A 24,020-nucleotide genomic window follows, 5' to 3' on the forward strand; every position below is an offset into this window, starting at 1 on the left:
CTTAGCGCGACGGCGGCGGAGGCGACGGCCGCTGGCCGCCGGTCGGCACCGGCACGATGTTCTCCGCGCCGGGTGTCGCCGGCGCTGGCACCGGCACGGGTGCGGCACCGTCGGCGCCCGCCGAACCCGGCGCCACGTTCTCGGCGCCCGGCGGCGTCTGGTCGATATCCAGCGTATGCCGCGCCGCGTCGCCGGTGAATTCGTCGTACAGCCACTCGCCATCGACCTGGGTCAGGCCGACCGGCACCGGCGTATCGCGCGGCGGCCGGCCCGGCAACGCCACCTTCATGTAATCGATCCAGATCGGCAGCGCCACGCTGGAGCCGAACTCCTTGCCGCCCAACGATTTCGAATCGTCGTAACCCATCCACGACACCGCCACCAGACCGCCGCCATAGCCGGCGAACCAGCCGTCGACCGCGTCGCTGGAGGTGCCGGTCTTGCCGGCGATGTCCGAGCGGCCCAGGCGCGCTGCCGTGGCGCCGGTGCCGGTGCGCGTCACCTGGCGCAGCAGGCTGTCGGTGACGTAGGCGTTGCGCGGATCGAGCACGCGGGCGTCGTCCGGCAGCGTGGTGCGCGGCTTGGCTTCGGAGATGATCTTGCCGTCGCCGTCGACGATCTTGGCGATCAGGTAAGGCTCGACGGTGTAGCCGCCGTTGGCGAACACCGAGTACGCGGCCGCCATCTGCGCCGGCGTCACCGAGCCGGTGCCCAGCGCCATGGTCAGGTTCTTCGGATGCTTGGCCAGGTCGAAGCCGAACTTGCCGAGGAAGTTGTGCGCGTAAGCCACGCCGATCGAGCGCAGGATGCGCACCGAGACCACGTTCTTCGACTCGGACAGCGCGGTGCGCATGGTGATCGGGCCATCGAACTTGCCGTCGTCGTTTTTCGGGCTCCAGGCCTCGTTGCCGGTTTCGGCGCCGGTCAGGTCGAGCGGCACGTCGTTGATCAGCGTCAGCGGCGAGAAGCCTTTCTCCAGCGAGGCCGAATACACGAACGGCTTGATCGACGAACCGGGCTGGCGCCAGGCCTGCGTCACATGGTTGAACTTCTGCAGGTTGTAATCGAAGCCGCCGACCATCGCGTGATAGCCGCCGGTCAGCGAATCGATCGACACGAACGCCGCCGCCACCTGCGGCACCTGCGAGATCGACCAGCCGCCTTTATCGCCCTGCATGATGCGGATCACCGCGCCGGGACGCAGGCGCAGATTGTCCTTTGCCTTGTCCGACAGCGCATTGGCGGCCAGCCGCAAGCCGTCGCCGCTGATGGTGATCTCTTCGCCGCCCGGGTTCTGCACCTTGACCGCCTTGGCGCCGGCTTCCAGCACCACGGCCGGGATCAGGCGATCGCTGCTCGGACGGCGCTGCAGCGCCTCCTCGATGGCGTCGTCGCGCTCCTCCTCGCCGGCCGGCAGCTCGATGAACGCCTCAGGACCGCGATAGCCGTGGCGCTGGTCGTAGTTCAGCACATTGCGGCGCACCGATTCATAGGCCGCGTTCTGGTCCGCCTTCAGGATCGTGGTGTAGACGCTGATGCCCTTGGTGTACGAGTCCTCCTTGAACTGCGCGTACACCGCCTGGCGCGCCAGTTCGGCCACATATTCGGCGTGGGTGTCGAACTCCTGGCCCTTGTGGCTGATGTGCAGCGTCTCGTGCAGCGCCTTCTGGTACTGGTCTTCGGTGATGTAGTTCAGGTCGCGCATCGACTTCAGCACCACGCGCTGGCGTTGCTTGGCGCGCTTGGGATTGACCGCCGGGTTGTGGCGCGCAGGATTCTGCGGCAGGCCGGCCAGCATCGCCATCTCGGCCACGCTCAGATCCTTCAGCGGCTTGCCGAAGTAGACCTGCGCCGCGCTGCCGAAGCCGTACGAGCGCTGGCCGAGATAGATCTGGTTCATGTACAGTTCAAGGATCTGGTCCTTGCTCAGCGCCGCCTCGATCTTCATCGCCAGCATCACCTCGTTCATTTTGCGGCCGTAGAACTTCTCGCGCGTCAGGAAGAAATTGCGCGCCACCTGCATGGTGATGGTCGAACCGCCCTGGCGCATCGCGCCGCCAAGGTTGGCGCGGGCCGCGCCCATTGCGCGCACCCAGTCGATGCCGTTATGTTCGTAGAAGCGCTTGTCCTCGATCGCCAGCACCGACTTCTTCATCATCTCCGGCATGTCCTTGATGGCGATGAAGTCGCGGTGCTCCTCGCCGAATTCGCCGATCAGGGCGTTGTCGGCGGTGTAGATGCGCAGCGGGATCTTGGGCCGGTAGTCGGTGATGGTGTCCAGCGCCGGCAGATTGGGCGCGACGTACAGCAGCAGATAGCCCAGCAGCAGGCCGCCGGCCGCCAGTACGGCGACGCCGGCGCCGATGGCGGCGCGGATCAGATTACGGCGGGTCAGCCACTTGGCCAGGCTTGGATGGATGGAGGTTATCAAAACAGCATCTCTCGGTTGCAAAAGTATGGGCGATTATAGATCATGCCTATTGTTACTTCGCGTCACTTGTCGTAACGTACAGGTATACAGCTCCAAAGGGATCAAATGGCGGAACCGCAGCACATACTCGATTGCGATGTCCTGATAGTGGGCGGCGGCATCAACGGCGCCGGGATAGCGCGCGATGCGGCGGGTCGTGGCTTGTCGGTGGTGTTGTGTGAAAAGGACGATCTGGCGTCGCATACCTCGTCGGCGTCGACCAAATTGATACACGGCGGGCTGCGTTATCTGGAGTACTACGAATTCAACCTGGTGCGCAAGGCGCTGATCGAGCGCGAAGTGCTGTTGCGCGCCGCGCCCCACATCATGCGGCCGTTGCGCTTCGTGATGCCGCACGCCCAGGGCCAGCGCCCGGCGCTGCTGATCCGCGCCGGGCTGATGCTGTACGATCTGCTGGCCAAGCGCGAGCTGCTGCCCGCGTCGTCCGGCATCAATCTGCGCTGCCACGCGGCTGGCAAGCCGCTCAAGCCGGAGTTCCGGCGCGGCTTTATCTATTCGGACGGCTGGGTCGACGATGCGCGGCTGGTGGTGCTGAACGCGATCGACGCCGGCGAGAAGGGCGCCACCATCCTGACCCAGGCCCTGTGCACGTCGCTGGCGCGCACGCCGGGCGGCTGGGAGGCGGACCTGTACAAAGCCAGTTGCGGGAATATCCGCGTCAACGCGCGCTACGTGGTCAACGCCGCCGGCCCGTGGACGGCGGACTTCCTGCACAAGGCGCTGCCCAAGGAGGGCGGTGGCCATCTGCGGCTGATCAAGGGCAGCCATATCATCGTCAAGCGCATCTTCGAGCATGACAACGCCTATATTTTCCAGCACCGCGACGGCCGTATCGTGTTCGCGATTCCGTATGAGCGCGACTTCACGCTGATCGGCACCACCGACCTCGATTATCACGGCGACGCCAACCAGGTCGCCATCGGAGAGGACGAAATCGCCTATCTGTGCCAGCTGGCCAGCGAATACTTCGTCAAGCCCATCGTGCCGGCCGATGTGGTGTGGACCTATTCCGGCGTGCGGCCGCTGGTGGAGGATGGCGCCGACGCCAAGGCCGTCACCCGCGATTACCGGCTGGAGGTCGACAGCGACGGCCCACCGATGCTCAGCATCTTCGGCGGCAAGATCACCACCTATCGCAAGCTGGCGGAGGAGGCGGTCGACCTGATCGCCAAGTCGCTCGACAACCGTCATGGCGGCTGGACCCACAACGCCTGCCTGCCCGGCGGCGATTTGTACGGCGCCGAGCCGCGCAACAAGTCGGTGCTGGAGTTCGACGCCTGGGCGCGCACGGTGCAGGGCCGCTACAGCTGGCTGCCGCCGCTGCTGGCGTTGCGCTATGCGCGCGCCTACGGCACTCGCGTCCACACGCTGCTGTGTGACCGCACCGCGATCGCCGACATGGGCGAGGAGATCGCGCCGGAGCTGTATGCGGCCGAGGTGGAATATCTGCGTCGCTACGAATGGGCGCGCAGCGCGCAGGATATCCTGTGGCGCCGCTCGAAACTGGGCCTGCATCTGCCACCGGACACCGGCGACAAGCTGCAGGCATGGCTGGATCTGCATCCCTTGCAAACTGCAGGCAGGTAGCGGACGGCGTCAGCGGGCGGCGGCGTTCGGCCGGTTCGGCGCCGCCCGTTGCGTGGCTGGCGTGGCGGGCGTGGCTTGCGAACGCAGCGCGCGTTTCAGCCGCTCGGCGGCGAATTCCTGCGCCTCCCGCGCCGCCGGCAGCACCGCGCCCATGCCGAAGAAGTCGTGGCTCATGCCTGCGTACTCCTTGAAACTCACCGCGACCTTGTCCTTCTGCAGACGATAGGCGTAGGCGCGTCCCTCGCTGGCCAGCGGATCGACGGCTGCGGTGATGATGGTGGCCGAGGGCAGGCGCCGCAGCGACTTCGCCTTGGTCGGCATCGCGTAGGCGTCGTCGGCATCGGTGGGCGCCGCCGTGTAATGGGTGAGATACCAGGTCATCGCCGCCTTGCCGAACGGTTTCGCCAGCGCGTTGGCGCTATAGGAAGGGGTGTCCATATCGTCGTTGAGGATGGGGTAGATCAGCAGCTGGTGTACCGGCGGCTTGTCGCGTTTGTCGCGCGCCATCTGCGCCACCACGGCCGCCAGCGTGCCGCCGGCGCCTTCGCCGCCCACCGCCACGCGGCCGGCATCGCCATTGAATTCGGCCGCATGTGCCAGCACCCACAGGTAGGCCGCGTATGCATCGTTGGGCGCGGCGGGATATTTGTGCTCGGGCGCCAGATGGTATTCGACCGAGACCACGATGGCGCCCGAACGCGAGGCCAGTGCCCGTATCGACGCCTCGTAGGCCAGCGTGCCGCCGGTGACGAAGCCGCCGCCATGGAAGTACAGCAGCACCGGCAGCGGATCCTTGCCCGCATCGGCGGGGGTGTAGACGTATAAAGGGATTTTGCCTAGCGGGCCATCGATCTGCAACGGCGTCAGCGTGACATTCGGTGCCGGCGCATCGCCCTTGCCGGCGGCGCGCAGCAGCTTGCCGACCGCGTCGGCGGTGGTGGGCTGCCGTCGCGCCTCGTCGGGCGACAAGGACTCCACCGGCTTGCCGCCCAGGGACTCCAGCGCATCGAGCACCAGCTTCATGGCCGGATCCGGGCTCGGCGGCGGCGACTGGGCCGGCGCGGCGCCGGCCGCCATCGACAAACAGACGGCGACGGCAAGCGGTGCGATTGTTTTCATGTGGGCGGTCCGTGAACTAAGTCGGAAGTCATTGTCTCACCCAAGCGCCGCGTGCGGCGCACGTCGAAGGCGACGTCTTCGATCCGGTAGCGGAATTTTCGGCGTTCGGGCTCCGTCCAGCCGGGACCGGGGACGACTTGGCGCTCCAGCATCGGCGATATGGAGATGACCGTGCCGCCGTCGCGTTGCGGAGCGAAAGGTTGATGTGGCGCCGGCAGCGACGCGGGCGTGGCGAGATGCGCTGGTGTGGGCGGCTGCGGCGGCTTCGGCATGGGCGGCGCCGGCGTGCCGGCCCCGCTGCCCTGCTTCATCGCGGCCAGCCAGTGCAGCACGGCGGCATCGACCGCTTCGGCCGGATCGGTGGCGGCGCCGCTGTCGCGCAGGTGGTCCATCAGCGCTGACTCCTACTGAGTAAAACCACGTCAGTGGGATTCAGTTCCATTCAGTAGAATTCAGTAAAAATTTCAGTAGGTCTGCCAGAAGGAGAATATAACGACACCCAGGGTAGATACTCCTCCGGCGCGGTAGTGGCTGATCACGTCCATGAAAAAAGGCGCCCGCAGGCGCCGTCTATTTGTGAAGCGTGCGGGGTTACTTCACGCCGTGCATCAGCTTCTGGATCAGCGGAGCGACCAGGAACAGCAGCACGCCGCCTGCCATCAGCGAGTAGAAGCCGAAGGTGTAGCCGGACAGCGCCGACGTCACCGACATGCCGCTTTCGCCGCTCACCGCCGAAGCGAAGATGCCCGACAGGTTGTTGCCGATACCGGTCGACAGGAACCAGCCGCCCATGCCCAGGCCGACCAGACGCGTCGGCGCCAGCTTGGTCACCATCGACAGGCCGATCGGCGACAGGCACAGCTCACCGACCGATTGCAGCACGTAGACCATGAACAGGGTCCAGAACGGAATCTTGTTATCGATATTGACCAGCATCGACAGCGCGTACATCAACAGGCCGAAGGCGGCGCCATTGAACAGCAGGCCCAGGCCGAATTTGCGCGGGATCGATGGGTTGTTGCTGCGCAGGGCGATCCAGACGAAGGCCACCAACGGTGCGAAGGCGATGATCGCCAGCGAGTTCACGGTCTGGAACCACGCCACCGGGAAGGTCCAGTTGAACATCTCGCGGTCGACGATCTTATCGGCCAGGAAGGTGAACGAGCTGCCCGCCTGTTCGAAGAACATCCAGAACATGATATTGAAGAAGAAGATCACCAGCATCGCGATCACCTTGTCGCGCGCGACCTTGCCGTTCTTGATCCCCTCGACCATCAGCATCACCGACAGCAGGATGAACAGCACGCTCAGCACCACTTGCAGCTTTTGCGCGCCGGCGGCCAGCAGGAAGTACACCACCGGGATCACGCACAGCGAGCCCAGGATCACGTACATCATGCGTTTCGGATCGGCGTTGACCGCGTCCGGCGCGCCGATGCCTTTCAGCTGGCGGCGGCCGATGAAGAACCATACGAGGCTGATCAGCATGCCGACGCCGGCCGACATGAACACCACTTTATAGGCCGGCATGCCGCCGGTGCCGAAGATGGCGGTCGCCAGCCACTCGGTCAGGACCGGTGCGACCAGCGCGCCGGAGTTGATGCCCATGTAAAAAATCGTAAAGCCCGAATCGCGGCGGGTATCGGCGGTGCTATACAGCTTGCCGACCATGGTCGAGATATTAGGCTTGAACATGCCGTTGCCGACGATGATGGTGGCCAGGCCGATCTGGAACACGGTCTGGTCGGGGAAGGCGATCATGAACAGGCCGGCCGCCATGAAGGCGGCGCCGACAAGGATCGAGCGCTGGTAACCGAGGACGCGGTCGGCCACATAGCCGCCGAACAGCGCGGCGGCGTACACCAGCGCCAGATAGGATCCGTAAATCAGGTTGGCGTGCGACTCGCCGGTGGCATCGCCATTGTAGAACTGTGCGACCACGTAGAGCACCAGCGCCCAGCGTATGCCGTAGAACGCGAAGCGCTCCCAGAACTCGGTCATGAACAACATCCAGAGCGGAGCAGGGTGGCCCATGATCTGCTTGAATTCGGGGATAGCGACTTCCGTGTTGGTGGTGGTAGCACCGCTCATGCGGTTTCTCCTAATTTATGTTCAAAAAAATGGATAGTATTCCCTCGTGAGGAATCCAGCGCGCGCCATTTTAATCTACAAATCGGTCCAGACGCACCTTTTGATGGGCTTCCTGCAAAGCTGTGTCATTTGTGCTAATAAACCGCGCGCGCATTCTCCGACCCAAAAAAGGCCGAGTTGTCGTATATTGGCACTGCAGGCCCTCAGAATATGAATAAGGATTTACGCATCATGGAACATGACGTTGTCGATACCCTGATTTCGCCCGAAGGACAGCTGGAGATCCTTTCGAAGGCGGAAGTGAACAAGCTGCTCGACACAAGCCAGGGCGGCCTCTATAACATCTTCCGCAACTGCGCACTCGCCGTGCTCAATTGCGGCAGCACCATCGACGATGGAAAGGAACTGCTGGAGCGGTACAAGTCGTTCGACATCAGCATCGTGCAGCGCGAGCGCGGCATCAAGCTCGATATCAAGGGCGCGCCGGCGATCGCCTTCGTCGACGGCAAAATGATCAAAGGGATCCACGAGCACCTGTTCGCGGTGCTGCGGGATATTATCTTCGTCAGCAACGAGGTCACCGACAATTCGGAATTCGACCTGGCCAAGACCGAAGGCATCACCGACGCCGTGTTCCACATCCTGCGCAACGCCGGGGTGCTGAAGCCGATGCTCAACCCGAACCTGGTGGTGTGCTGGGGCGGTCACTCGATCAACCGCGCCGAGTACAACTACTCGAAGGAAGTCGGTTATCAAATGGGCCTGCGCGGGCTGGATATCTGCACCGGCTGCGGTCCCGGCGCGATGAAGGGCCCGATGAAGGGCGCCACCATCGGCCACGCCAAACAGCGCATGGCCGCGGGCCGCTACCTGGGCATCTCCGAGCCGGGCATCATCGCGGCCGAGTCGCCGAACCCGATCGTCAACGAACTGGTGATCATGCCGGACATCGAGAAGCGGCTGGAAGCGTTCGTGCGCACCGGCCACGGCATCGTCGTGTTCCCGGGCGGCGCCGGCACCGCCGAGGAGATCCTTTATATACTGGGCATCCTGCTGCATCCGGATAACGCCGACATCCCGTTCCCGCTGGTGTTCACCGGACCGGAGACCTCGCGCGAGTACTTCGTGCAGATCAACCAGTTCATCCACGACACGCTGGGACCGGAAGCGCAGCAGCGCTACAAGATCATCGTCGACGATCCGGAGCTGGTGGCGCGCGAGATGCAGGCGGGGATCAAGCAGGTGCGCGAATTCCGCAAGTCGCGCAGCGACGCCTACTACTACAACTGGGGCCTGAAGATCGACCAGGAGTTCCAGAAGCCGTTCGCGCCGACGCACGAAAACATGCGCAACCTGAGCCTGCACAAGAACCAGGAAGTGCACCTGCTGGCGGCCAACCTGCGACGCGCGTTTTCCGGCGTCGTCGCCGGCAACGTCAAGGACGAAGGCATCCGCGCGATCGAGAAGTACGGCCACTTCGAAATCCACGGCGACAAGCAGATCATGGGGCCGATGGACGAACTGCTGGCCTCCTTCGTCGCGCAGCACCGCATGAAACTCGCCGGCAAGGCCTACACGCCTTGCTACCGCGTGATTCAGTGATCAAATGATCCCTTAAACGAAAAAGCCGCTCGATTGAGCGGCTTTTTTATTACTCTTCGCGGCGCAGGTGCGGGAAGAGCAGGACGTCGCGGATGTTCGGCGAGTCGGTGATGATCATCATCAGGCGGTCGATGCCGATGCCGCAACCGCCGGCCGGCGGCATGCCGTATTCCAGCGCGCGGATGTAGTCGGCGTCGTAGAACATCGCCTCTTCGTCGCCTGCGTCCTTGGCCGCCACTTGCGCCAGGAAGCGCGCCGATTGGTCTTCGGCGTCGTTCAACTCGGAGAAGCCGTTGGCGATCTCGCGGCCAACCATGAACAGTTCGAAGCGCTCGGTGATGCCGGCGGCGGTATCCGATGCGCGCGCCAGCGGCGACACTTCGGCCGGGTAGTCGATGATGAAGGTCGGTTCCCACAGCTGCGCTTCGGCGGTTTCCTCGAACAGCGCCAGTTGCAGCGCGCCCAGGCCGGCCGTGGCGAACGGCTTGACGCCGAATTTCAGCAGTTCCTTCTTGATGAACTCAGCGTCGGTCAGCTGCTCCGGCGTGTAGCCCGGCGCGTACTTGTTGATCGCTTCGACGATGGTCAGGCGGTGGAACGGCTTGGCCAGATCCAGCTCGCGGCCGCCGTAGGTCAGCGTCGCGGTGCCGTGCGCGTCGACGGCGGCCTGGCGGATGATCTCTTCGGTGAAGGTCATCACCCATTTGTAGTCGGTATAGGCCGCGTAGAATTCCATCATCGTGAATTCGGGATTGTGACGGATCGATACGCCTTCGTTGCGGAAGTTGCGGTTGATCTCGAACACGCGGTCGAAACCGCCGACCACCAGACGCTTCAGGTACAGCTCGGGCGCGATACGCAGGAACATCTGCATGTCCAGCGCGTTGTGGTGGGTGATGAAAGGCTTGGCCGCCGCGCCGCCTGGAATGGCGTGCAGCATCGGCGTTTCCACTTCCATGAATTCGTTCTTTTCCATGAAGCGGCGCATCGACGAGATCGCGGCGGTGCGCGCCTTGAAGGTGCGGCGGGTCTCTTCGTTCATGATCAGGTCGACGTAGCGCTGGCGGTACTTGGTCTCCTGGTCGGCCAGGCCGTGGAACTTGTCCGGCAGCGGGCGCAGCGACTTGGTGATCAGGCGCAGTTCGCTGACCTTGATGGTCAGTTCGTCGGTCTTGGTCTTGAACAGCGTGCCGACCACGCCCAGGATGTCGCCCAGGTCGTAGTGGTGCAGCGCGGCCATCGCGGCTTCGCCGGTCAGGTCCAGCGTGGCGTAGATCTGGATGCGGCCGTCCGCTTTAGGGCCCGACGAATCCTGCAGCGTGGCGAAAGCGGCCTTCTTGCCGGCTTCGCGTTTCAGCATCATGCGGCCCGCCAGCACCACGCTGACCGGATTGGCTTCCAGCTCTTCGCGCGTCTTCTCGCCATGCTGCGCGTGCAGGTCGGCGGCCTTGTTCTCAGGCTTGAAGTCGTTCGGGAAGGCGATGCCCTGTTCGCGAATGGCGGCCAGCTTGGCGCGGCGCTCGGCGATGATCTTGTTTTCATCAGGAGCGGCTGCTTGTTCTTGGAGATCCGTAGTCATGGTGTATTTCTGGTTGAGGTGATGATTAGTTGGTGGCCGCTGCGAACAGCGCGTCGATATCGAGTTCGCTGAAGTCGCGCGCCATGGCGATGACGTTGTCGAATTCGGCGAAGGCTTCGGCCGGCAGGGTGGTGGTCAGCACCACCGCGCGCATGCCGGCGCGGCGCGCCGCTTCCACACCCAGCGGCGCGTCTTCGAACACGATGCTGTTGACGGGCAGGGCGCCGCTGCGCTCCGCCGCCAGCAGGAACACATCCGGATTCGGCTTGCCGCGCGCGACGTCGGCGGCGCCGGCGATGGCGTGGAACTCCTTGCGCAGATCCAGGCCGTCCAGCGTGAAGGCGATGTTCTCGTTCGGCGCGGCGGTGGCCACGGCCAGCTTGATGCCGGCCTCCTTGGCGCGGGCGATGAAGTCGACGAAGCCGTCGACCGCCGCCAGGTGCGGGCCGTACAACTCGCGGTACAGCGATTCCTTCTCAAAATCGAGCGCGGCGCTTTCTTCCTTGGTCAGGTGCGAACCCATATAGGCGCTCATGATCTCGTGACCCTGGCGGCCGGCGGTGGCGCGGAAGAATTCATCCGCGTCCAGCGTCTTGCCGCGACGCTCGAAAAACGCCAGCCACGATTTGGTGTGGAAGGCCATGTTGTCGACGATGGTGCCGTCCATGTCGAAGATGAACGCGCGCTGCGATGGTGAGGTCATCGGGTTTGCCATTAAACGCCTTGCTTGAGCGATGCCGAGATGAAGTCGTCCAGGTCGCCGTCCAGCACGCCCTTGGTATTACCGGTCTCGAAGTTGGTGCGCAGATCCTTGATGCGCGACTGATCCAGCACGTAGGAGCGGATCTGATGACCCCAGCCGACGTCGGTCTTCGAATCTTCCAGCTTCTGCTGCTCGCTCATGCGCTTGCGCAGTTCCATCTCGTACAGCTTCGCCTTCAGCATTTCCATTGCCTCGGCCTTGTTGCGGTGCTGCGAGCGGTCGTTCTGGCACTGCACGACGATGCCGGACGGGCCGTGCGTCAGACGCACCGCGGAGTCGGTTTTATTGATGTGCTGACCGCCGGCGCCGGACGCGCGGTAGGTATCGATGCGCAGGTCGGCGGGGTTGATCTCGATGTCGATCGAATCATCCACTTCCGGGTACACGAACAGCGACGTGAACGAGGTGTGGCGGCCGTTGGCCGAGTCGAACGGCGACTTGCGCACCAGGCGGTGCACGCCGGTCTCGGTGCGCAGGAAGCCGTAGGCGTACTCGCCCTCGACCTTGATGGTGGCGGTCTTGATGCCGGCCACCTCGCCGTCGGACTGCTCCATGATCTCGACCTTGAAGCCCTTGCGGTCGGCGTAGCGCAGGTACTGGCGCAGCAGCATCGACGCCCAGTCCTGGGCCTCGGTGCCGCCGGCGCCGGCCTGGATGTCGATGAAGCAGTTGTTCGGGTCCATCGGATTGTTGAACATCCGGCGGAACTCCATGCCTTCGATGACCACGCGCACGGCTTCCGCGTCGACGATCAGCGCTTCCAGCGTGTCGTCGTCGCCTTCTTCCTTGGCCATGGCGAACAGGTCGCCCATGTCTTTAAGGTCGGTGTCGGCCTTGGTCAAGGCGAACACGATCGCTTCCAGGGATTTCTTTTCCTTGCCGAGGTCCTGCGCCTTTTTAGGGTCGTTCCAGACGGCAGGGTCTTCCAGCTCTTCGTTTACTTGTTCGAGTTTCTCTGACTTTTTATCGAAGTCAAAGATACCTCCGAAGTTCGGCTTCGCGCGCCGTGAGGTCGCTGAGCAGGGCGGAGAGGGAGTTGATGCGTTCGGCTTCCATGGTTTTCTTCTTTTCTATGGCTACAATCAAACCTCGGATTATACCCTAGCCGGCGGCACTCTCCCAGCGCCGCGCGGCGACAGGGAAAAGCTGACATTTTCACCACAAAACAACAAAAATATTGTGCTTTCTACTTAAATGCTTGATCCAAAGAAACCCGCTGCGTATGATGTTGCGCATCGGTCCGTTGCCTAAAAAACCGCAACTTTTTTTTGGTTGATCCATGCGTTTAGCGTATTTTGCGTTGCCCACTCTGCTGATCGGCTGTTCCAGCCTGCCGCACGGTGTCGTGCCGCCGGTCGGCACCGAGGCCACGCTGGCGCTGCTGGAGACCACGGATCTGCACGCGAATGTGCTGGGTTACGACTATTACAAGCTGCAGGCCGATCCTTCGATCGGCCTGGAGCGCACCGCGACCTTGATCAGGCAGGCGCGCGCCGAATTCCCCAACAATCTGCTGCTCGACAACGGCGACGCGCTGCAAGGCACGGCGCTGGCCGACTACCAGGCGCTGGTCAAGCCGGTCGCCTGCGACCAGACGGTGGCGATCTACAAGGCCATGAACCAGCTGGGCGTCGACGGCGCCGGCATCGGCAACCACGAATTCAATTACGGCCTGGCCTATCTGAGCCAGGTGACCGGCAACCGTTTCGACGTCGACGGCGTGCCGGCCGACGCGCCGCGCTGCGCCGGCCCGAACTTCCCCATCGTGCTGGCGAACATCTACAGCCTGAAGACCAGGCGGCCGCTGTTCGAACCGTTCCGCATCCTGACGCGCGAGATCGCCGCCGCCGGGCCGGATGGCAAGCCGCTGAAGGCGTCGATCAAGGTCGGCATCATCGGCTTCGCGCCGCCGGGCGTGCTGTCGTGGGACAAGCGCTGGCTGGACGGCAAAGTCTACGCCGAAGGCGTGCGCGAATCGGCCGAGAAGTACATCCCGCAGATGCGCGCGCAGGGCGCCGACATCGTGGTCGCCATCTCGCACGGCGGCATCTCCGGCGCGCCGTACACGCCGGAGATGGAAAACGCCAATTACTACCTGGCGCAGGTGCCGGGCGTGGACGCGATGCTGATCGGTCACGCCCACCTGCCGTTCCCCAACGCCGCCAGCACCACGCCCGGCTTCAACCTGCCGGAGGTGGACAAGGTCAAGGGCACGGTGCGCGGCGTGCCCGCCGTGATGGCCAACCTGTGGGGCAAGCACCTGGGTGTGATCGGCCTGCACCTCGCCTACGACGGCAAGGCCTGGGTCATCGACAAAAGCCGCACCACGGTCGAGGCGCGCGGCACGCAGAATCCGGACCGCAGCTACGTCGCCGCCGATCCCGCCATCGGCGCGCTGATCGCCGACGAGCACGCGGCCACCATCCGCTACGTGCAAACGCCGGTCGGCAGCAGCGATTTCCGCATGGCGTCGTACTTCGCCGATGTGGGCGACGTCAGCGCCATCGAGCCGGTCAACCAGGCGCAGACCGCCTACGTGCGGGACTTCGTCAAGGCCAGCATGCCGCAGTACGCGGCGCTGCCGGTGCTGTCGATGGCGTCGCCGTTCAAGACCGGCGCGGCCGGCGTCGGCGACTACACCGACGTCAAGGCGGGCGGGCTGGCGCTCAACAACGCCGCCGACCTGTATCTGTATCCGAACGCGCTGCACGCGGTGAAGATAGACGGCGCCGGCCTCAAGGCCTGGCTGGAAAAGGCGGCCGAGCGCTTCAACCGGATCGACCCGTCCAGCGCCGCGCAGCAGGAGCTGGTCAACACCGCCTTCGCCGGCTACAACTTCGACATGCTGACCAGCGCCGACGTCACCTATCAGATCGACGTCACCAAGCCGCTCGGCCAGCGTATCACCGCCTTGCACTATAAAGGTGCGGCGATCGCGCCGTCGCAGGAATTCCTGGTCGCGACCAATAACTACCGGGCCAGCGGCGGCGGCGGATTCCCCGGCCTGGACGGCGGCAAGACCGTGCTGGCCGCGCCGGATTCCAGCCGCGATGTGCTGATCGCCTACATCCGCGACACCAAACAATTGACGCGCGCGCGCAACGGCGCCACCCGCAGCTGGCGTTTCGCGCCGGTGGCGACCAAAGGCGCGGTGGTGTTCCACTCGGCGCCGGGCATGCTGCAGCTGGCGCGTGAGGCGGGCCTGAAGTCGGTCACGCAACTCAAACAGGACGATGGCGGCGGCAAGGGCTTTGCCTTGTACGCCATCGATTTGTCGCAATGAGCGGGGCGCGCATGCGGAGCATGATCGCGGCCTTGCTGCTGGCAGCGGCCGGTTCGGCCGGCATGGCCGGCGCGGCGGGCACCATCGCCGCCAATCCGGTCGAGGAAGCGCGCCTTTACCTGCGCGGCTCCGCGCGGGCGCCGGCGAATCTGCCCAAGGCCTTCCAGCTGTTCAGCGGCGCAGCCAGGACCGGCGATCCGCTGGCAGCCTATTATCTGGGCATGATGTACAAGAACGGCATGGCCGTGGCGCGCGACGCCAAAGTCGCCGCGCAGTGGCTGCAGTTCGCCGCCGACCGCCAGATGCCGGCGGCGATGTTCATGCTGGCGAATCTGTATCTCAGTGGCGACGGCGTGCCGCGCGACGACCAGGCGGCGCGACGATTGATCGAAAAAGCCGCCGATCTGGAGTATCCTGAAGCGGTGATGGCGATGGCCATCGGCCTGCGCGACGGTTCCATGGGCTTCGAGCGCAACGAGGCGCTTGCCGAGACGCAGCTGCGCTTCGCCCACCGGGCGCTGGCGAAGCGCGCTCCGGCGATGTAATCCCTGCACGATCCCTACACGATCCATACACCTTATCCTTACTGCTTGCTTACATCCGCGCGGCCTTTGCGCTTGCTGCGATGCCGCACATCTATCTGTTGCTGCTGTCGTTCTACTAACCTACAATGTTTCATCGATGGGGCGACTTTCCAGCCGATTTTCCAAGCGTTTTACACCTAAGCGATTATTATAAAAACGTTGTAAACAGGAGATGACACATGAATTTCAAATTGAAATTGCTCGTTGCAGGCATGGCACTCGGTTTCGCGGCTTCCTCCCAGGCGGCTGACCCCATCAAGATCGGCGTCGCCGGTCCGTTCACCGGCGGTTCCGCGCCGATGGGCGTATCGATGCGCGACGGCGTCAAGCTGGCGGCGGCGGAGATCAACGCCAAGGGCGGTGTGCTCGGGCGCCAGATCCAGCTGATCGAACGCGACGACGAGGCCAAGAACGAACGCGGCGTGCAGATCGCCCAGGAACTCATCAACAAGGAAAAAGTCGCCGCCACCGTCGGCTACATCAACACCGGCGTCGCCCTGGCGTCGCAGCGCTTCTACCAGGAAGCCAAGATCCCGGTGATGAACAACGTCGCCACCGGCTCCATCATCACCCAGCAGTTCGCCAAGGAACCGGAGAACTACATCTTCCGCAATTCCGCCAACGACCAGATCCAGTCGCACATGATCATCAAGGAAGCGGTCGATAATCGCAAGTTCAAGAAGGTCGCGATCCTGGCCGACTCCACCAACTACGGCCAGCTGGGCCGCGAGGACCTGGAAAAAGCGCTGGCCGAGAAAAAAATGACGGCGGTGGCCATCGAGAAGTACAACATCAAGGACGTCGACATGACGGCCCAGCTGTTGAAGGCCAAGCAGGCCGGCGCCGAAGTGGTGCTCACCTACGGCATCGGCCCGGAACTGGCGCAGATCGCCAACGGCATGGAAAAACTGGGCTGGAAAGTGCCGCTGATCGGCAGCTGGACCCTGTCGATGGCCAACTTCATCGACAACGCCGGCAAGAACGGCAACGGCACCCGCATGCCGCAGACCTTCATCCAGGACGGCACCACGCCCAAGCGCAAGGCCTTCATCGACGCCTACGTCAAGGCCTACAACCCGCCGGGCGGCCGCATGCCGTCGCCGGTGTCGGCCGCACAGGGCTATGACTCGATCTACCTGCTGGCCGCCGCCATCAAGCAGGCCGGTTCGACCGACGGTCCGAAGGTCAAGGCCGCGCTGGAGAACCTGAGCGAGAAGGTCGAAGGCGTGGTCACCACCTACGCCAAGCCTTACTCCAAGGACGACCATGAGGCGATCACCGCCGACATCACCGTCTTCGGTGAAGTCAAGGACGGCAAAGTAGTCCAGGCCAAGTAAGGCCGCGCCGCTGTAACACTGGCCAGACTTGAGGATTCAAGCCTGGCCTTTTTCTTATCGTCCGCAGCAAAGGTGAAATCATGGAAATCCTCTTGCAACTGGTCTTCAGCGGCATCGCGCTCGGCATGATCTATGCCGTCATCGCCTTCGGCTACCAGCTTACGTTCGCCACCTCCGGCACACTCAATTTCGGCCAGGGCGAATCGCTGATGCTCGGCGCGCTGGTCGGCCTCAGCCTGGTCGGCACCATCCACGGCGGGCCCTATATGAGCTACCTGCTGATGATTCCCCTGGTGATCGTGTTCGGCGCGCTGCAAGGCATGTTCGTCGAATGGATAGGCGTGCGGCCGGCGATCAAGATCAAGTCGGAATTCGGCTGGATCATGTCGACCATCGCGCTGGCCATCATTTTCAAGAACGTCGCCGAGAACATCTGGGGCAAGGACGACCTGACGTTTCCGTCGCCGCTCAGCTCCGCGCCGATCAATATCCTGGGCGCCAACGTGCAGCCGATGCAGTTCGCGGTGGTGATCGGCGCGCTGGCCATGATGGCGGCGGTCGAGATCTTCAACCGCAAATCGATCTACGGCAAGGCGGTCGTCGCCACCTCCAACGACCGCGACGCGGCGGGGCTGATGGGGATTAACACCGGCGTCGTCATCACCTTTTCGTATGCGCTGTCGTCGGCGACGGCGGCCTTCGCCGGCGTGCTGGTGGCGCCATTGACGCTGACCGGCGCCACCATGGGCGCATCGCTCGGCCTGAAGGCATTCGCGGTGGCGATCATCGGCGGCCTGACCTCCGGCGTCGGCGCCATCGTCGGCGGACTGATACTGGGCATCGCCGAGACCACGACCGGCTATTACATCTCGACCGGCTACAAGGAAGTGCCGGGATTGCTGCTGCTGTTGCTGGTGCTGGCGATCAAGCCGTCCGGCCTGTTCGGCAAAGCCGCCATCAAAAAGGTCTGATCCATGAACAAGAAAATCCTCGCGGCGAGCATCGTGGGTCTGGCGGTGCTGGTGCTGTATCCGGTGCTGATTCCGAATCCGTACTACATTCATTTGTTTGAAACCATCCTGATCTACGCCATCCTGCTGTTCGGGCTCGATATCGTGGTCGGCTACACCGGGCAGGTGTCGCTGGGCCACGCCGGCCTGTTCGGCATCGGCTCCTACGCCACCGGCGTGATGGTGTTCAAGCTGGGGGCGCCGTTCTGGGTCGCGATCCCGGTCAGCATCGGCAGCGCCGCCATCTTCGGCGCCATCCTCGCGCTGCCGGCCTTGCGCGTCACCGGCCCGTATCTGGCGATGGTGACGCTGGCCTTCGGCACCATCATCCAGATCCTGATCAACGAGATGACCTTCCTCACCGAAGGGCCGATGGGCTTGAAGATCACCAAGCCGCTGGTCTTCGGCCAGAAGCTCAGCGAGGTTGAGTACTACTATATGTGCGCCGCGCTGATGGTGGTGTCGCTGATCGTGGTGCACCGGATCCTGAAATCGAACCTGGGCCGCGCCTTCGAGGCGCTGCGCGACAGTCCGATCGCCTCGGATTGCATGGGCGTGTCGGTGTACCGCTACAAGGTGTACGCCTTCATCATCAGCGCCGGCTTCGCCGGGCTGGCGGGCAGCCTGTATGCGTATTCGGAGGAGTATATTTCGCCGAACACCTACAACTTCGAGCTGACCATCCTGTTCCTGCTGGCGGTGATCATGGGCGGCCGCAAGACCCGCTCCGGATCGCTGATCGGCGCGTTGATCGTGGTGATGCTGCCTAGCCTGTTGGCGGACATTGAGCTGTTCCGCAAGATCGCCGTCGCCGCCGCCGTGCTGGGCGTGATCGGCTCCGCCTTCATGGTGGCGAAGAAGCGCTCGACGCCGCGCGACGTGCTGATTCCGCTGATCGCCACCATCGGCATGGCCGCCTTCTCCTACAAGCTGGAAAACATCGTCGACTGGCGCCTGACCGTGTTCGGCTTGATGACGCTGTTCGTGGTCTACTATCTGCAGGACGGCATCATCGGCTTCCTGTTCAGCCTTATCGGCAAAGGCGCCGTGCATGCCAAGGCGGTGGCGGCCAGCGGAGTCGAACCGTTCGACCGCGCGCAGGGCGGCAAAACCGGTGAGACGCTGCTCGACGTCGAACGCATCCTGATGCAGTTCGGCGGCCTGAAGGCGCTGAACCAGGTCGACCTGAAGGTGGCCCAAGGCTCGGTGCATGGACTGATCGGCCCCAATGGTTCGGGCAAGAGCACGATGATGAACGTGCTGACCGGGATCTACAAGCCGACCGACGGCAAGGTCTCGTTCGCGGGCGCGGTGATTTCGGGCCGTACGCCATCCGAGATCGCGCTGGGCGGCGTGGCGCGCACCTTCCAGAACGTGCAGCTGTTCGGCGAGATGACCGCCACCGAAAACGTGCTGGTCGGCCTGCACAACACCTTCAAGTCGAACGTGCTGGACGTGATGTTGCAAACGCCGCGCTACAAGCGCGAGGAGCGCGCCGCGCGCGAACGCGCCGCCAGCATTCTGGAATTCGTCGGTCTGTCGGCGATGGCGGACGAGGAGGCGCGCAATCTCCCGTACGGCAAACAGCGGCTGCTGGAGATCGGCCGCGCGCTCGGACTCAGCCCGCGCCTGCTGCTGCTGGACGAGCCGGCGGCCGGCCTGACCGCTCCCGACATCAAGGAGCTGATGGCGATCATCCGCAAGATCCGCGACCATGGCATCACCATCATCCTGATCGAGCACCACATGGATGTGGTGATGGCGTTGTCCGACACCGTCACGGTGCTGGACTTCGGACAGAAGATCTGCGAAGGCGCGCCCGCGATGGTGCAATGCGATCCGAAGGTGATCGAAGCCTACCTGGGCGGCAGCAGCGAAGAACACGGTGGAACCACGGCGCCGGCGGCGCATTAAGGACAGCACATGCTATCGATCACCAATCTGCAAGCGTCGTACGGCAAAGTGGAAGTCCTGCACGGCATCTCGCTGGAAGTCCCGAAGGGCAAGCTGGTGACGCTGATCGGCTCCAACGGCGCCGGCAAGACCACCACCATGCGCGCCATCTCCGGCATGATCAAGCCGAAGGGCGGCAAGGTCACGCTGGACGGCAAGGACATCACCGGCGCCGATTCGCACAAGATCGCGCGCGCGGGTCTGGCGCATTCGCCGGAAGGGCGGCGCGTGTTCGCCTCGATGACGGTCACCGACAACCTGCTGCTGGGCGCCTTCCCGCGGTTCACCCGCGCGCGGCCCAAGGGCGACATCAAGCACGACCTGGAAAAGGCGCTGGAACTGTTCCCGCGCCTGAAGGAGCGGCAAGGGCAGCTGGCCGGTACGCTGTCCGGCGGCGAGCAGCAGATGCTGGCGATGGCGCGCGCCATCATGCTCAATCCCGACGTGGTGCTGCTGGACGAACCGTCGATGGGCCTGGCGCCGATCCTGGTGGAGGAAGTGTTCCGCATCATCCAGCGGCTGAAGTCCGAAGGCGTGACGATGCTGCTGGTGGAACAATTCGCCGCCGCCGCGCTGAACGTCGCCGACTACGGCTATGTGCTGGAAAACGGCAGCATCTCAGTCCACGGCCCCGCCGAAAGTCTGAAAACCGACCCCAAAGTCATCGCCGCCTACCTCGGCGGCGGCCACTGACCCCCGGGGCTTAGGTGTCAGTGCCGACATTTGGACACGGACTGGGCTGTTCGAAGCGATTCACGGCCCGGCTGACCGTCTTGGCGGAGACGCGGAAATGTGTGGCTATCTGCTCCATCGTGTAAGCGGTGGAGTGGTATGCGCGTGCCATCGCCTCATCGCGGGTTGGATAGCGCTGTTGATATTCCGCCAAAGTGAGGCTGACGGCACGACGCTGCGTTTTCGCAACGGCCACAAGCTCGCCGGGGAGGGCGCCGCCTTGGGTCTTGGCGATAAATGCGTCATCCCCTAGTATTAGCTGATGCCGGAGGTCTTTAAGCGGGCTGCCGCAGCCTATCCCGGCGAGAACGAAACGGTGATATGCATGTATTGCCGTAGCGCGCTCGCCGCCGAATTGCTGAAGCGTTGTCGAGGTGTCCAGCCAAGCCGGTGCTGGCCTACTCCCCATCATGTACGCATGACTGCTCCAAGGCCAGTCCTCCAGTGAAGTCACGATGCCGGCCCGCAAGGGATTCAATACCACATAGCGCGTCAGTTCAAGGAGGTAGGATTCCCGTTGCACCAGAATCGCGTGATAACGCCCCTGGAAGACGTGCCCGAGCAGTTCGTGGCGGCGATTGAAGTACTGGGAGTATGTACCGTTCAGTACGCGCATCCCTTGCGACAGATTGCCTTCGATGGTCTCCAGCACGACGTGGTAGTGATTTGTCATCAGGCAAAAGCCATGGATGACGAAATTGTAGCGGGCGCATACCTGAGCGAGTATCGCCATCCAGACGGTGCGGTCGACATCATCCAGAAAGATCGCTGCCTGCCGGTCGCCCCTGGAGGTTACATGGTAAAGCGCGCCTGCGAATTCGATTCTGAGAGGGCGGTTCATCCGGCTATACTAGCTTTGGGATCACGCGCGCGACTGCGCCGCATCAATTAAGTTCATATTTGTCCGAATGTCGGCACTGACACCGGGTTGGAAAGGGTTTGCAATGAAGACAATCAGTTTTCCTTCCGGCGCGGTGGTGCCGGTGTTGGGGCAGGGCACCTGGAATATGGGCGAGGTGGCGCTGCGCAAGGCCGATGAGGTGCGCGCGCTGCAAACCGGCCTCGATCTTGGTATGACTTTGATCGATACCGCCGAGATGTATGGCGAGGGCGGGGCGGAGAGCGTCGTCGGCGAGGCGATCGCCGGCCGGCGCGACGAGGTTTACCTGGTCACCAAGGTGTATCCGCATAACGCCAGCTTCGAGGGGGTCCAGGCGGCGTGCGAACGCAGCTTGCGTCGTTTGAAGGTCGATTGCGTCGATTTGTACCTGCTGCATTGGCCCGGACCGTTTTCGCTCGACGAGACTTTCGACGCTTTCGCGGCGCTGAAGAAGGCCGGCAAGATCAAGGACTTCGGCGTCAGTAACTTCGACCTGGAAGGTATGCAGGACGCCGTCGATTGCGGCGCCGTCGCGACCGACCAGGTGCTGTATAACCTGATGAAGCGCGGCGTCGAGTTCGATCTGCTTCCTTGGTGCCGCCAACAGCGCCTGCCGCTGATGGCCTACTCGCCGCTCGAATCGGCAGGCCGCGAACAGGCCGCGTTGCTGGATAGTCCCGGCCTCCAGACCGTCGCCGCCGCCCATGGCGTGACGCCGGCGCAGATCGCGCTGGCCTGGGTGCTGCATCAGGACGGCGTGATCGCCATCCCCAAGGCCGTCGATCCTGTACACTTGCGCGCTAATCGCGCCGCCGCCGATATCGTGCTGTCGACGGACGACCTGGCGGCGCTGGACCGAGCGTTCCCGCCGCCGCGACGTAAGCGGGCGCTGGATATGCGTTAATTGATAAATAATTTATGTTAAATCGACTTAAACAGCTGTTCTCACCCAAAGACACCAGTCACCTCATCCTGATCAACGCCTACTGCACCGTCGCCGATGCGCCGGAGCCGGGCTTCGCCCATGTGCTCAACGGGCGCCGCGACCTGTCCGATCCTGAACTGTCGCCGCATCTGAACGGCTTCATGAACCATCTGGCCGACGCGGGGCAGGGCAAGATGTCGCGCGTCCGCTACCATGTGATCCGCCATCTGCAACGTGTGCGCCAGCATGTCAGCCTCTCCATCGAGCCGAGCGAAATGGATCGGTTCCGCGCCTGGGCCGAGGCGGCGAACGCCATCGTGTTCATGGAAGACGGCGCCGTGCGCGATCCGCAGGGACGCATCCTGTTGCCGGCCTCCGGCGACGATGGCGATCCGCAAGCCGTCGTTCCATATCCGCCGCAGGCCTGGCAACGAAAGGCGCGCTCCGACCTGGCCATCGCCGCGCGCAAGGTGTCAGTGCCTGCGGATCTGCCGCCCGTGGTCTCCGAGCCCGAACTGCGCCTGCGCACGCCGGAGGATGTGCTCAGGCGGATGCTCGCCCTGTTCGTGGTGGCGATCCGCGCCGAGTCGCTGACCGGCGATAATCCGATCAGCGCCGCCGATCTGCAACAGCGTTTTCCACCAGCCTTCGCCGGCCTGACCGACGCGGAACGCGACTTCATCGCGCAGGAGGCGCCGACCGAACAGGAGATCACCCGCTTCCTGTGGCGCTACGAAGCCATCCTGGTGCTGCAATGGGTATTGGGCCTGCAGGACGCGCTGCCGTTCGCCGACGCGATCTGCGATGTGTCGGCGATTTCGCGCACCGCCATCGAGCGCGGCACCGAGGGCTTGCGCAAGCAGCCGGCGATGCGGCCGGCGGAGGAGATCCTGGACGCGCTGGACCTGCACTACCGCCTGCACTGGGCCACGCGCCAGGCGATTTTGAAGAAGCTAACGGCGCCGGCGGGCCTGAACGACGGCGTGCTTCAGGAGCGCCACCATGCGCTGAACTGGCTGGTGCGCTTCGAGGATCGCGAATGGGACGACGTCGATACGCCCACCTGAGGCTGTGTACGCTAGCGAACGGAACACATTGCCGGCGGGGAGTACATTGGCTCATTGAAGCGCAACCAAGGAGCTGACATGAACAAGAAAATCATCATCGCCGCCGTACTCGCCGCCTATCTGGGCGCGGTCGGCGCGGCATCCGCACAGGATCGCGGCAACCGCGATAACGATCGTGGCAACGGCAAAAGCCGTGGCGATCAGCGCGATGACCGTCGTGACGACCATGACAACGGCGATCGCCGCAACGATCGTAATGATTACCGCCATGACGACCGTGGCGGCGATCGCGGCGCCGGCCCGCGCCATGACCTGCGCAAAGGCGGCCGTCTGCCGTCCGAATATCGCGGCCGCCAGTACGTGGTGGATGACTGGCGCGGTCACCGTCTGAGCGCGCCGCCGCGCGGCTACCATTGGGTGCAGACTGGCGGCGACTACGTGCTGGTCGCTGTGGCCACCGGCATCATCGCCAACCTGCTGCTGAATAACTAAGCAAGCCGGCGGCTCTGCTACACTGCTGGACAGTGCAAACTGTCCAGCAAATTCCATGAGCCTGCAATCCGTACGCGATTTTTTCCTCTCCCGCGACATCCAACTCCCCATTATCGAAACCGACGTGAGCACCGCGACCGTGGCGCTGGCCGCCGAAGCGCATGGCGTCGAGCCGGGCCGCATCGCCAAGACGCTGGCTTTCCGCGTCGCCGAAGGCCGCGTGATCCTGCTGGTCGCCAGCGGCGTGGCGCGCATCGACAACCGCAAATTCAAGGACACCTTCGGCAAGGGCAAGATGCTGCCGCCCGATGAAGTGGCCGCGTCCACCGGCCATCCGGTTGGCGGCGTTTGTCCGTTCGGCCTGGCGCAGCCGCTGCCGATTTATCTCGACAAGTCGCTGAATGATTTCGATGAAGTGCTGCCCGCCGCAGGCTCGGTCAACAGCGCGATCCGCATCACGCCGGCGCTGATGGCTTCCGTGACGCTTGGGCAGTGGGTCGACGTCTGCTAGCATAGGTGGTTTGC

20 protein-coding genes are annotated in these 24,020 nt (G+C 63.7%); 12 read left to right on the plus strand and 8 right to left on the minus strand.

Annotation, left to right across the window (positions count from 1 at the left end):
• Position 1: 1 nt before the first annotated feature.
• Positions 2 to 2,428 (minus strand): penicillin-binding protein 1A, encoded by a 2,427-nt coding sequence (locus GW587_RS10350; RefSeq protein WP_166102743.1) that lies wholly within the window; start codon positions 2,426 to 2,428, stop codon positions 2 to 4.
• Positions 2,429 to 2,536: 108 nt separating this feature from the next.
• Here GW587_RS10350 and glpD point away from each other — a divergent pair, with 108 nt between their 5' ends.
• Positions 2,537 to 4,078, plus strand: a complete 1,542-nt coding sequence (glpD, locus tag GW587_RS10355) for a glycerol-3-phosphate dehydrogenase (RefSeq protein ID WP_166102037.1) — start codon at positions 2,537 to 2,539, stop codon at positions 4,076 to 4,078.
• Between the two features lie 9 nt (positions 4,079 to 4,087).
• Here the strand turns inward: glpD and GW587_RS10360 are convergent, their stop codons facing one another.
• From GW587_RS10360 to GW587_RS10370, 3 genes are all read right to left on the minus strand, one after another.
• On the minus strand, positions 4,088 to 5,197 hold the full coding sequence (locus GW587_RS10360) for an alpha/beta hydrolase (protein ID WP_207393425.1): 1,110 nt from the start codon (positions 5,195 to 5,197) through the stop codon (positions 4,088 to 4,090).
• Entirely contained in the window at positions 5,194 to 5,589 is a 396-nt protein-coding gene (locus GW587_RS10365) for a hypothetical protein (RefSeq protein WP_207393426.1), read from the minus strand. The genes GW587_RS10360 and GW587_RS10365 overlap by 4 nt, the downstream gene beginning before the upstream one ends.
• Before the next feature lie 199 nt (positions 5,590 to 5,788).
• A complete protein-coding gene (locus GW587_RS10370; RefSeq protein ID WP_166102040.1) occupies positions 5,789 to 7,288 on the minus strand; it encodes a peptide MFS transporter in 1,500 nt (499 codons plus the stop codon).
• A gap of 231 nt (positions 7,289 to 7,519) precedes the next feature.
• On the opposite strand from GW587_RS10370, the gene ppnN reads away from it, so the two are divergent.
• On the plus strand, positions 7,520 to 8,890 hold the full coding sequence (ppnN, locus tag GW587_RS10375; protein ID WP_166102043.1) for a nucleotide 5'-monophosphate nucleosidase PpnN: 1,371 nt from the start codon (positions 7,520 to 7,522) through the stop codon (positions 8,888 to 8,890).
• A 49-nt stretch (positions 8,891 to 8,939) separates the two neighbouring features.
• Here ppnN and lysS read toward each other — a convergent pair whose 3' ends face one another.
• The 3 genes from lysS to prfB form a co-directional block, all read right to left on the minus strand.
• Entirely contained in the window at positions 8,940 to 10,469 is a 1,530-nt protein-coding gene (gene lysS / locus GW587_RS10380; protein WP_166102045.1) for a lysine--tRNA ligase, read from the minus strand.
• Positions 10,470 to 10,494: 25 nt separating this feature from the next.
• A complete protein-coding gene (locus GW587_RS10385; protein ID WP_166102048.1) occupies positions 10,495 to 11,172 on the minus strand; it encodes an HAD family hydrolase in 678 nt (225 codons plus the stop codon).
• Between the two features lie 11 nt (positions 11,173 to 11,183).
• Positions 11,184 to 12,288, minus strand: a protein-coding gene (gene prfB / locus GW587_RS10390; RefSeq protein ID WP_166102051.1) for a peptide chain release factor 2 whose coding sequence is annotated in 2 segments (ribosomal slippage) — positions 11,184 to 12,206 and positions 12,208 to 12,288 — 1,104 coding nt in all. Because the reading frame shifts where the segments join, the coding sequence is not laid out codon by codon here.
• A 223-nt stretch (positions 12,289 to 12,511) separates the two neighbouring features.
• Between prfB and GW587_RS10395 the strand changes: the two genes are divergently transcribed.
• From GW587_RS10395 to GW587_RS10420, 6 genes are all read left to right on the plus strand, one after another.
• Positions 12,512 to 14,515: a bifunctional 2',3'-cyclic-nucleotide 2'-phosphodiesterase/3'-nucleotidase gene (locus tag GW587_RS10395; protein ID WP_166102053.1), complete on the plus strand. Its 2,004-nt coding sequence runs from the start codon at positions 12,512 to 12,514 to the stop codon at positions 14,513 to 14,515.
• 11 nt (positions 14,516 to 14,526) lie between these two features.
• Positions 14,527 to 15,060, plus strand: a complete 534-nt coding sequence (locus tag GW587_RS10400) for a tetratricopeptide repeat protein (RefSeq protein ID WP_166102056.1) — start codon at positions 14,527 to 14,529, stop codon at positions 15,058 to 15,060.
• A 218-nt stretch (positions 15,061 to 15,278) separates the two neighbouring features.
• The gene (locus tag GW587_RS10405) at positions 15,279 to 16,436 is read left to right on the plus strand and encodes an ABC transporter substrate-binding protein (protein WP_166102058.1); all 1,158 of its coding nucleotides are present in this window, start codon (positions 15,279 to 15,281) and stop codon (positions 16,434 to 16,436) included.
• 80 nt (positions 16,437 to 16,516) lie between these two features.
• Positions 16,517 to 17,407, plus strand: a complete 891-nt coding sequence (locus GW587_RS10410) for a branched-chain amino acid ABC transporter permease (RefSeq protein ID WP_166102060.1) — start codon at positions 16,517 to 16,519, stop codon at positions 17,405 to 17,407.
• Between the two features lie 3 nt (positions 17,408 to 17,410).
• The gene (locus GW587_RS10415; protein WP_166102063.1) at positions 17,411 to 19,360 is read left to right on the plus strand and encodes a branched-chain amino acid ABC transporter ATP-binding protein/permease; all 1,950 of its coding nucleotides are present in this window, start codon (positions 17,411 to 17,413) and stop codon (positions 19,358 to 19,360) included.
• Between the two features lie 9 nt (positions 19,361 to 19,369).
• On the plus strand, positions 19,370 to 20,092 hold the full coding sequence (locus tag GW587_RS10420; protein ID WP_166102066.1) for an ABC transporter ATP-binding protein: 723 nt from the start codon (positions 19,370 to 19,372) through the stop codon (positions 20,090 to 20,092).
• A 10-nt stretch (positions 20,093 to 20,102) separates the two neighbouring features.
• Here GW587_RS10420 and GW587_RS10425 read toward each other — a convergent pair whose 3' ends face one another.
• Positions 20,103 to 20,972 carry an REP-associated tyrosine transposase gene (locus tag GW587_RS10425; protein ID WP_166102069.1) on the minus strand — a complete coding sequence of 290 codons (870 nt, stop codon included), beginning with the start codon at positions 20,970 to 20,972 and terminating at the stop codon, positions 20,103 to 20,105.
• 103 nt (positions 20,973 to 21,075) lie between these two features.
• Between GW587_RS10425 and GW587_RS10430 the strand changes: the two genes are divergently transcribed.
• The 4 genes from GW587_RS10430 to GW587_RS10445 all read left to right on the plus strand — a co-directional run bounded on the left by GW587_RS10430 (position 21,076) and on the right by GW587_RS10445 (position 24,006).
• Complete coding sequence (locus tag GW587_RS10430; protein ID WP_166102072.1) at positions 21,076 to 21,915, plus strand: aldo/keto reductase; 840 nt, start codon at positions 21,076 to 21,078, stop codon at positions 21,913 to 21,915.
• Between the two features lie 14 nt (positions 21,916 to 21,929).
• Positions 21,930 to 23,003 (plus strand): DUF4272 domain-containing protein, encoded by a 1,074-nt coding sequence (locus GW587_RS10435; protein WP_166102076.1) that lies wholly within the window; start codon positions 21,930 to 21,932, stop codon positions 23,001 to 23,003.
• Positions 23,004 to 23,081: 78 nt separating this feature from the next.
• A complete protein-coding gene (locus GW587_RS10440; protein WP_166102078.1) occupies positions 23,082 to 23,495 on the plus strand; it encodes an RcnB family protein in 414 nt (137 codons plus the stop codon).
• 55 nt (positions 23,496 to 23,550) lie between these two features.
• Positions 23,551 to 24,006 carry a YbaK/EbsC family protein gene (locus GW587_RS10445; protein WP_166102081.1) on the plus strand — a complete coding sequence of 152 codons (456 nt, stop codon included), beginning with the start codon at positions 23,551 to 23,553 and terminating at the stop codon, positions 24,004 to 24,006.
• Positions 24,007 to 24,020: the final 14 nt, after the last annotated feature.

Origin of the sequence: Duganella aceris (assembly GCF_011090165.1) — a bacterium.
GTDB lineage: Bacteria > Pseudomonadota > Gammaproteobacteria > Burkholderiales > Burkholderiaceae_D > Rugamonas > Rugamonas aceris.

Bases quoted from the DNA above. Each gene is read 5' to 3' on its own strand.
- GW587_RS10425 (WP_166102069.1), bottom strand. From the start codon at position 20,972: ATGAACCGCCCTCTCAGAATCGAATTCGCAGGCGCGCTTTACCATGTA.
- GW587_RS10385 (WP_166102048.1), bottom strand. From the start codon at position 11,172: ATGACCTCACCATCGCAGCGCGCGTTCATCTTCGACATGGACGGCACC.
- GW587_RS10435 (WP_166102076.1), top strand. From the start codon at position 21,930: ATGTTAAATCGACTTAAACAGCTGTTCTCACCCAAAGACACCAGTCAC.
- GW587_RS10370 (WP_166102040.1), bottom strand. From the start codon at position 7,288: ATGAGCGGTGCTACCACCACCAACACGGAAGTCGCTATCCCCGAATTC.
- lysS (WP_166102045.1), bottom strand. From the start codon at position 10,469: ATGACTACGGATCTCCAAGAACAAGCAGCCGCTCCTGATGAAAACAAG.
- GW587_RS10415 (WP_166102063.1), top strand. From the start codon at position 17,411: ATGAACAAGAAAATCCTCGCGGCGAGCATCGTGGGTCTGGCGGTGCTG.
- GW587_RS10430 (WP_166102072.1), top strand. From the start codon at position 21,076: ATGAAGACAATCAGTTTTCCTTCCGGCGCGGTGGTGCCGGTGTTGGGG.
- GW587_RS10395 (WP_166102053.1), top strand. From the start codon at position 12,512: ATGCGTTTAGCGTATTTTGCGTTGCCCACTCTGCTGATCGGCTGTTCC.
- GW587_RS10410 (WP_166102060.1), top strand. From the start codon at position 16,517: ATGGAAATCCTCTTGCAACTGGTCTTCAGCGGCATCGCGCTCGGCATG.
- GW587_RS10445 (WP_166102081.1), top strand. From the start codon at position 23,551: ATGAGCCTGCAATCCGTACGCGATTTTTTCCTCTCCCGCGACATCCAA.
- glpD (WP_166102037.1), top strand. From the start codon at position 2,537: ATGGCGGAACCGCAGCACATACTCGATTGCGATGTCCTGATAGTGGGC.
- ppnN (WP_166102043.1), top strand. From the start codon at position 7,520: ATGGAACATGACGTTGTCGATACCCTGATTTCGCCCGAAGGACAGCTG.
- GW587_RS10420 (WP_166102066.1), top strand. From the start codon at position 19,370: ATGCTATCGATCACCAATCTGCAAGCGTCGTACGGCAAAGTGGAAGTC.
- GW587_RS10400 (WP_166102056.1), top strand. From the start codon at position 14,527: ATGCGGAGCATGATCGCGGCCTTGCTGCTGGCAGCGGCCGGTTCGGCC.
- GW587_RS10365 (WP_207393426.1), bottom strand. From the start codon at position 5,589: ATGGACCACCTGCGCGACAGCGGCGCCGCCACCGATCCGGCCGAAGCG.
- GW587_RS10360 (WP_207393425.1), bottom strand. From the start codon at position 5,197: ATGAAAACAATCGCACCGCTTGCCGTCGCCGTCTGTTTGTCGATGGCG.
- GW587_RS10440 (WP_166102078.1), top strand. From the start codon at position 23,082: ATGAACAAGAAAATCATCATCGCCGCCGTACTCGCCGCCTATCTGGGC.
- GW587_RS10405 (WP_166102058.1), top strand. From the start codon at position 15,279: ATGAATTTCAAATTGAAATTGCTCGTTGCAGGCATGGCACTCGGTTTC.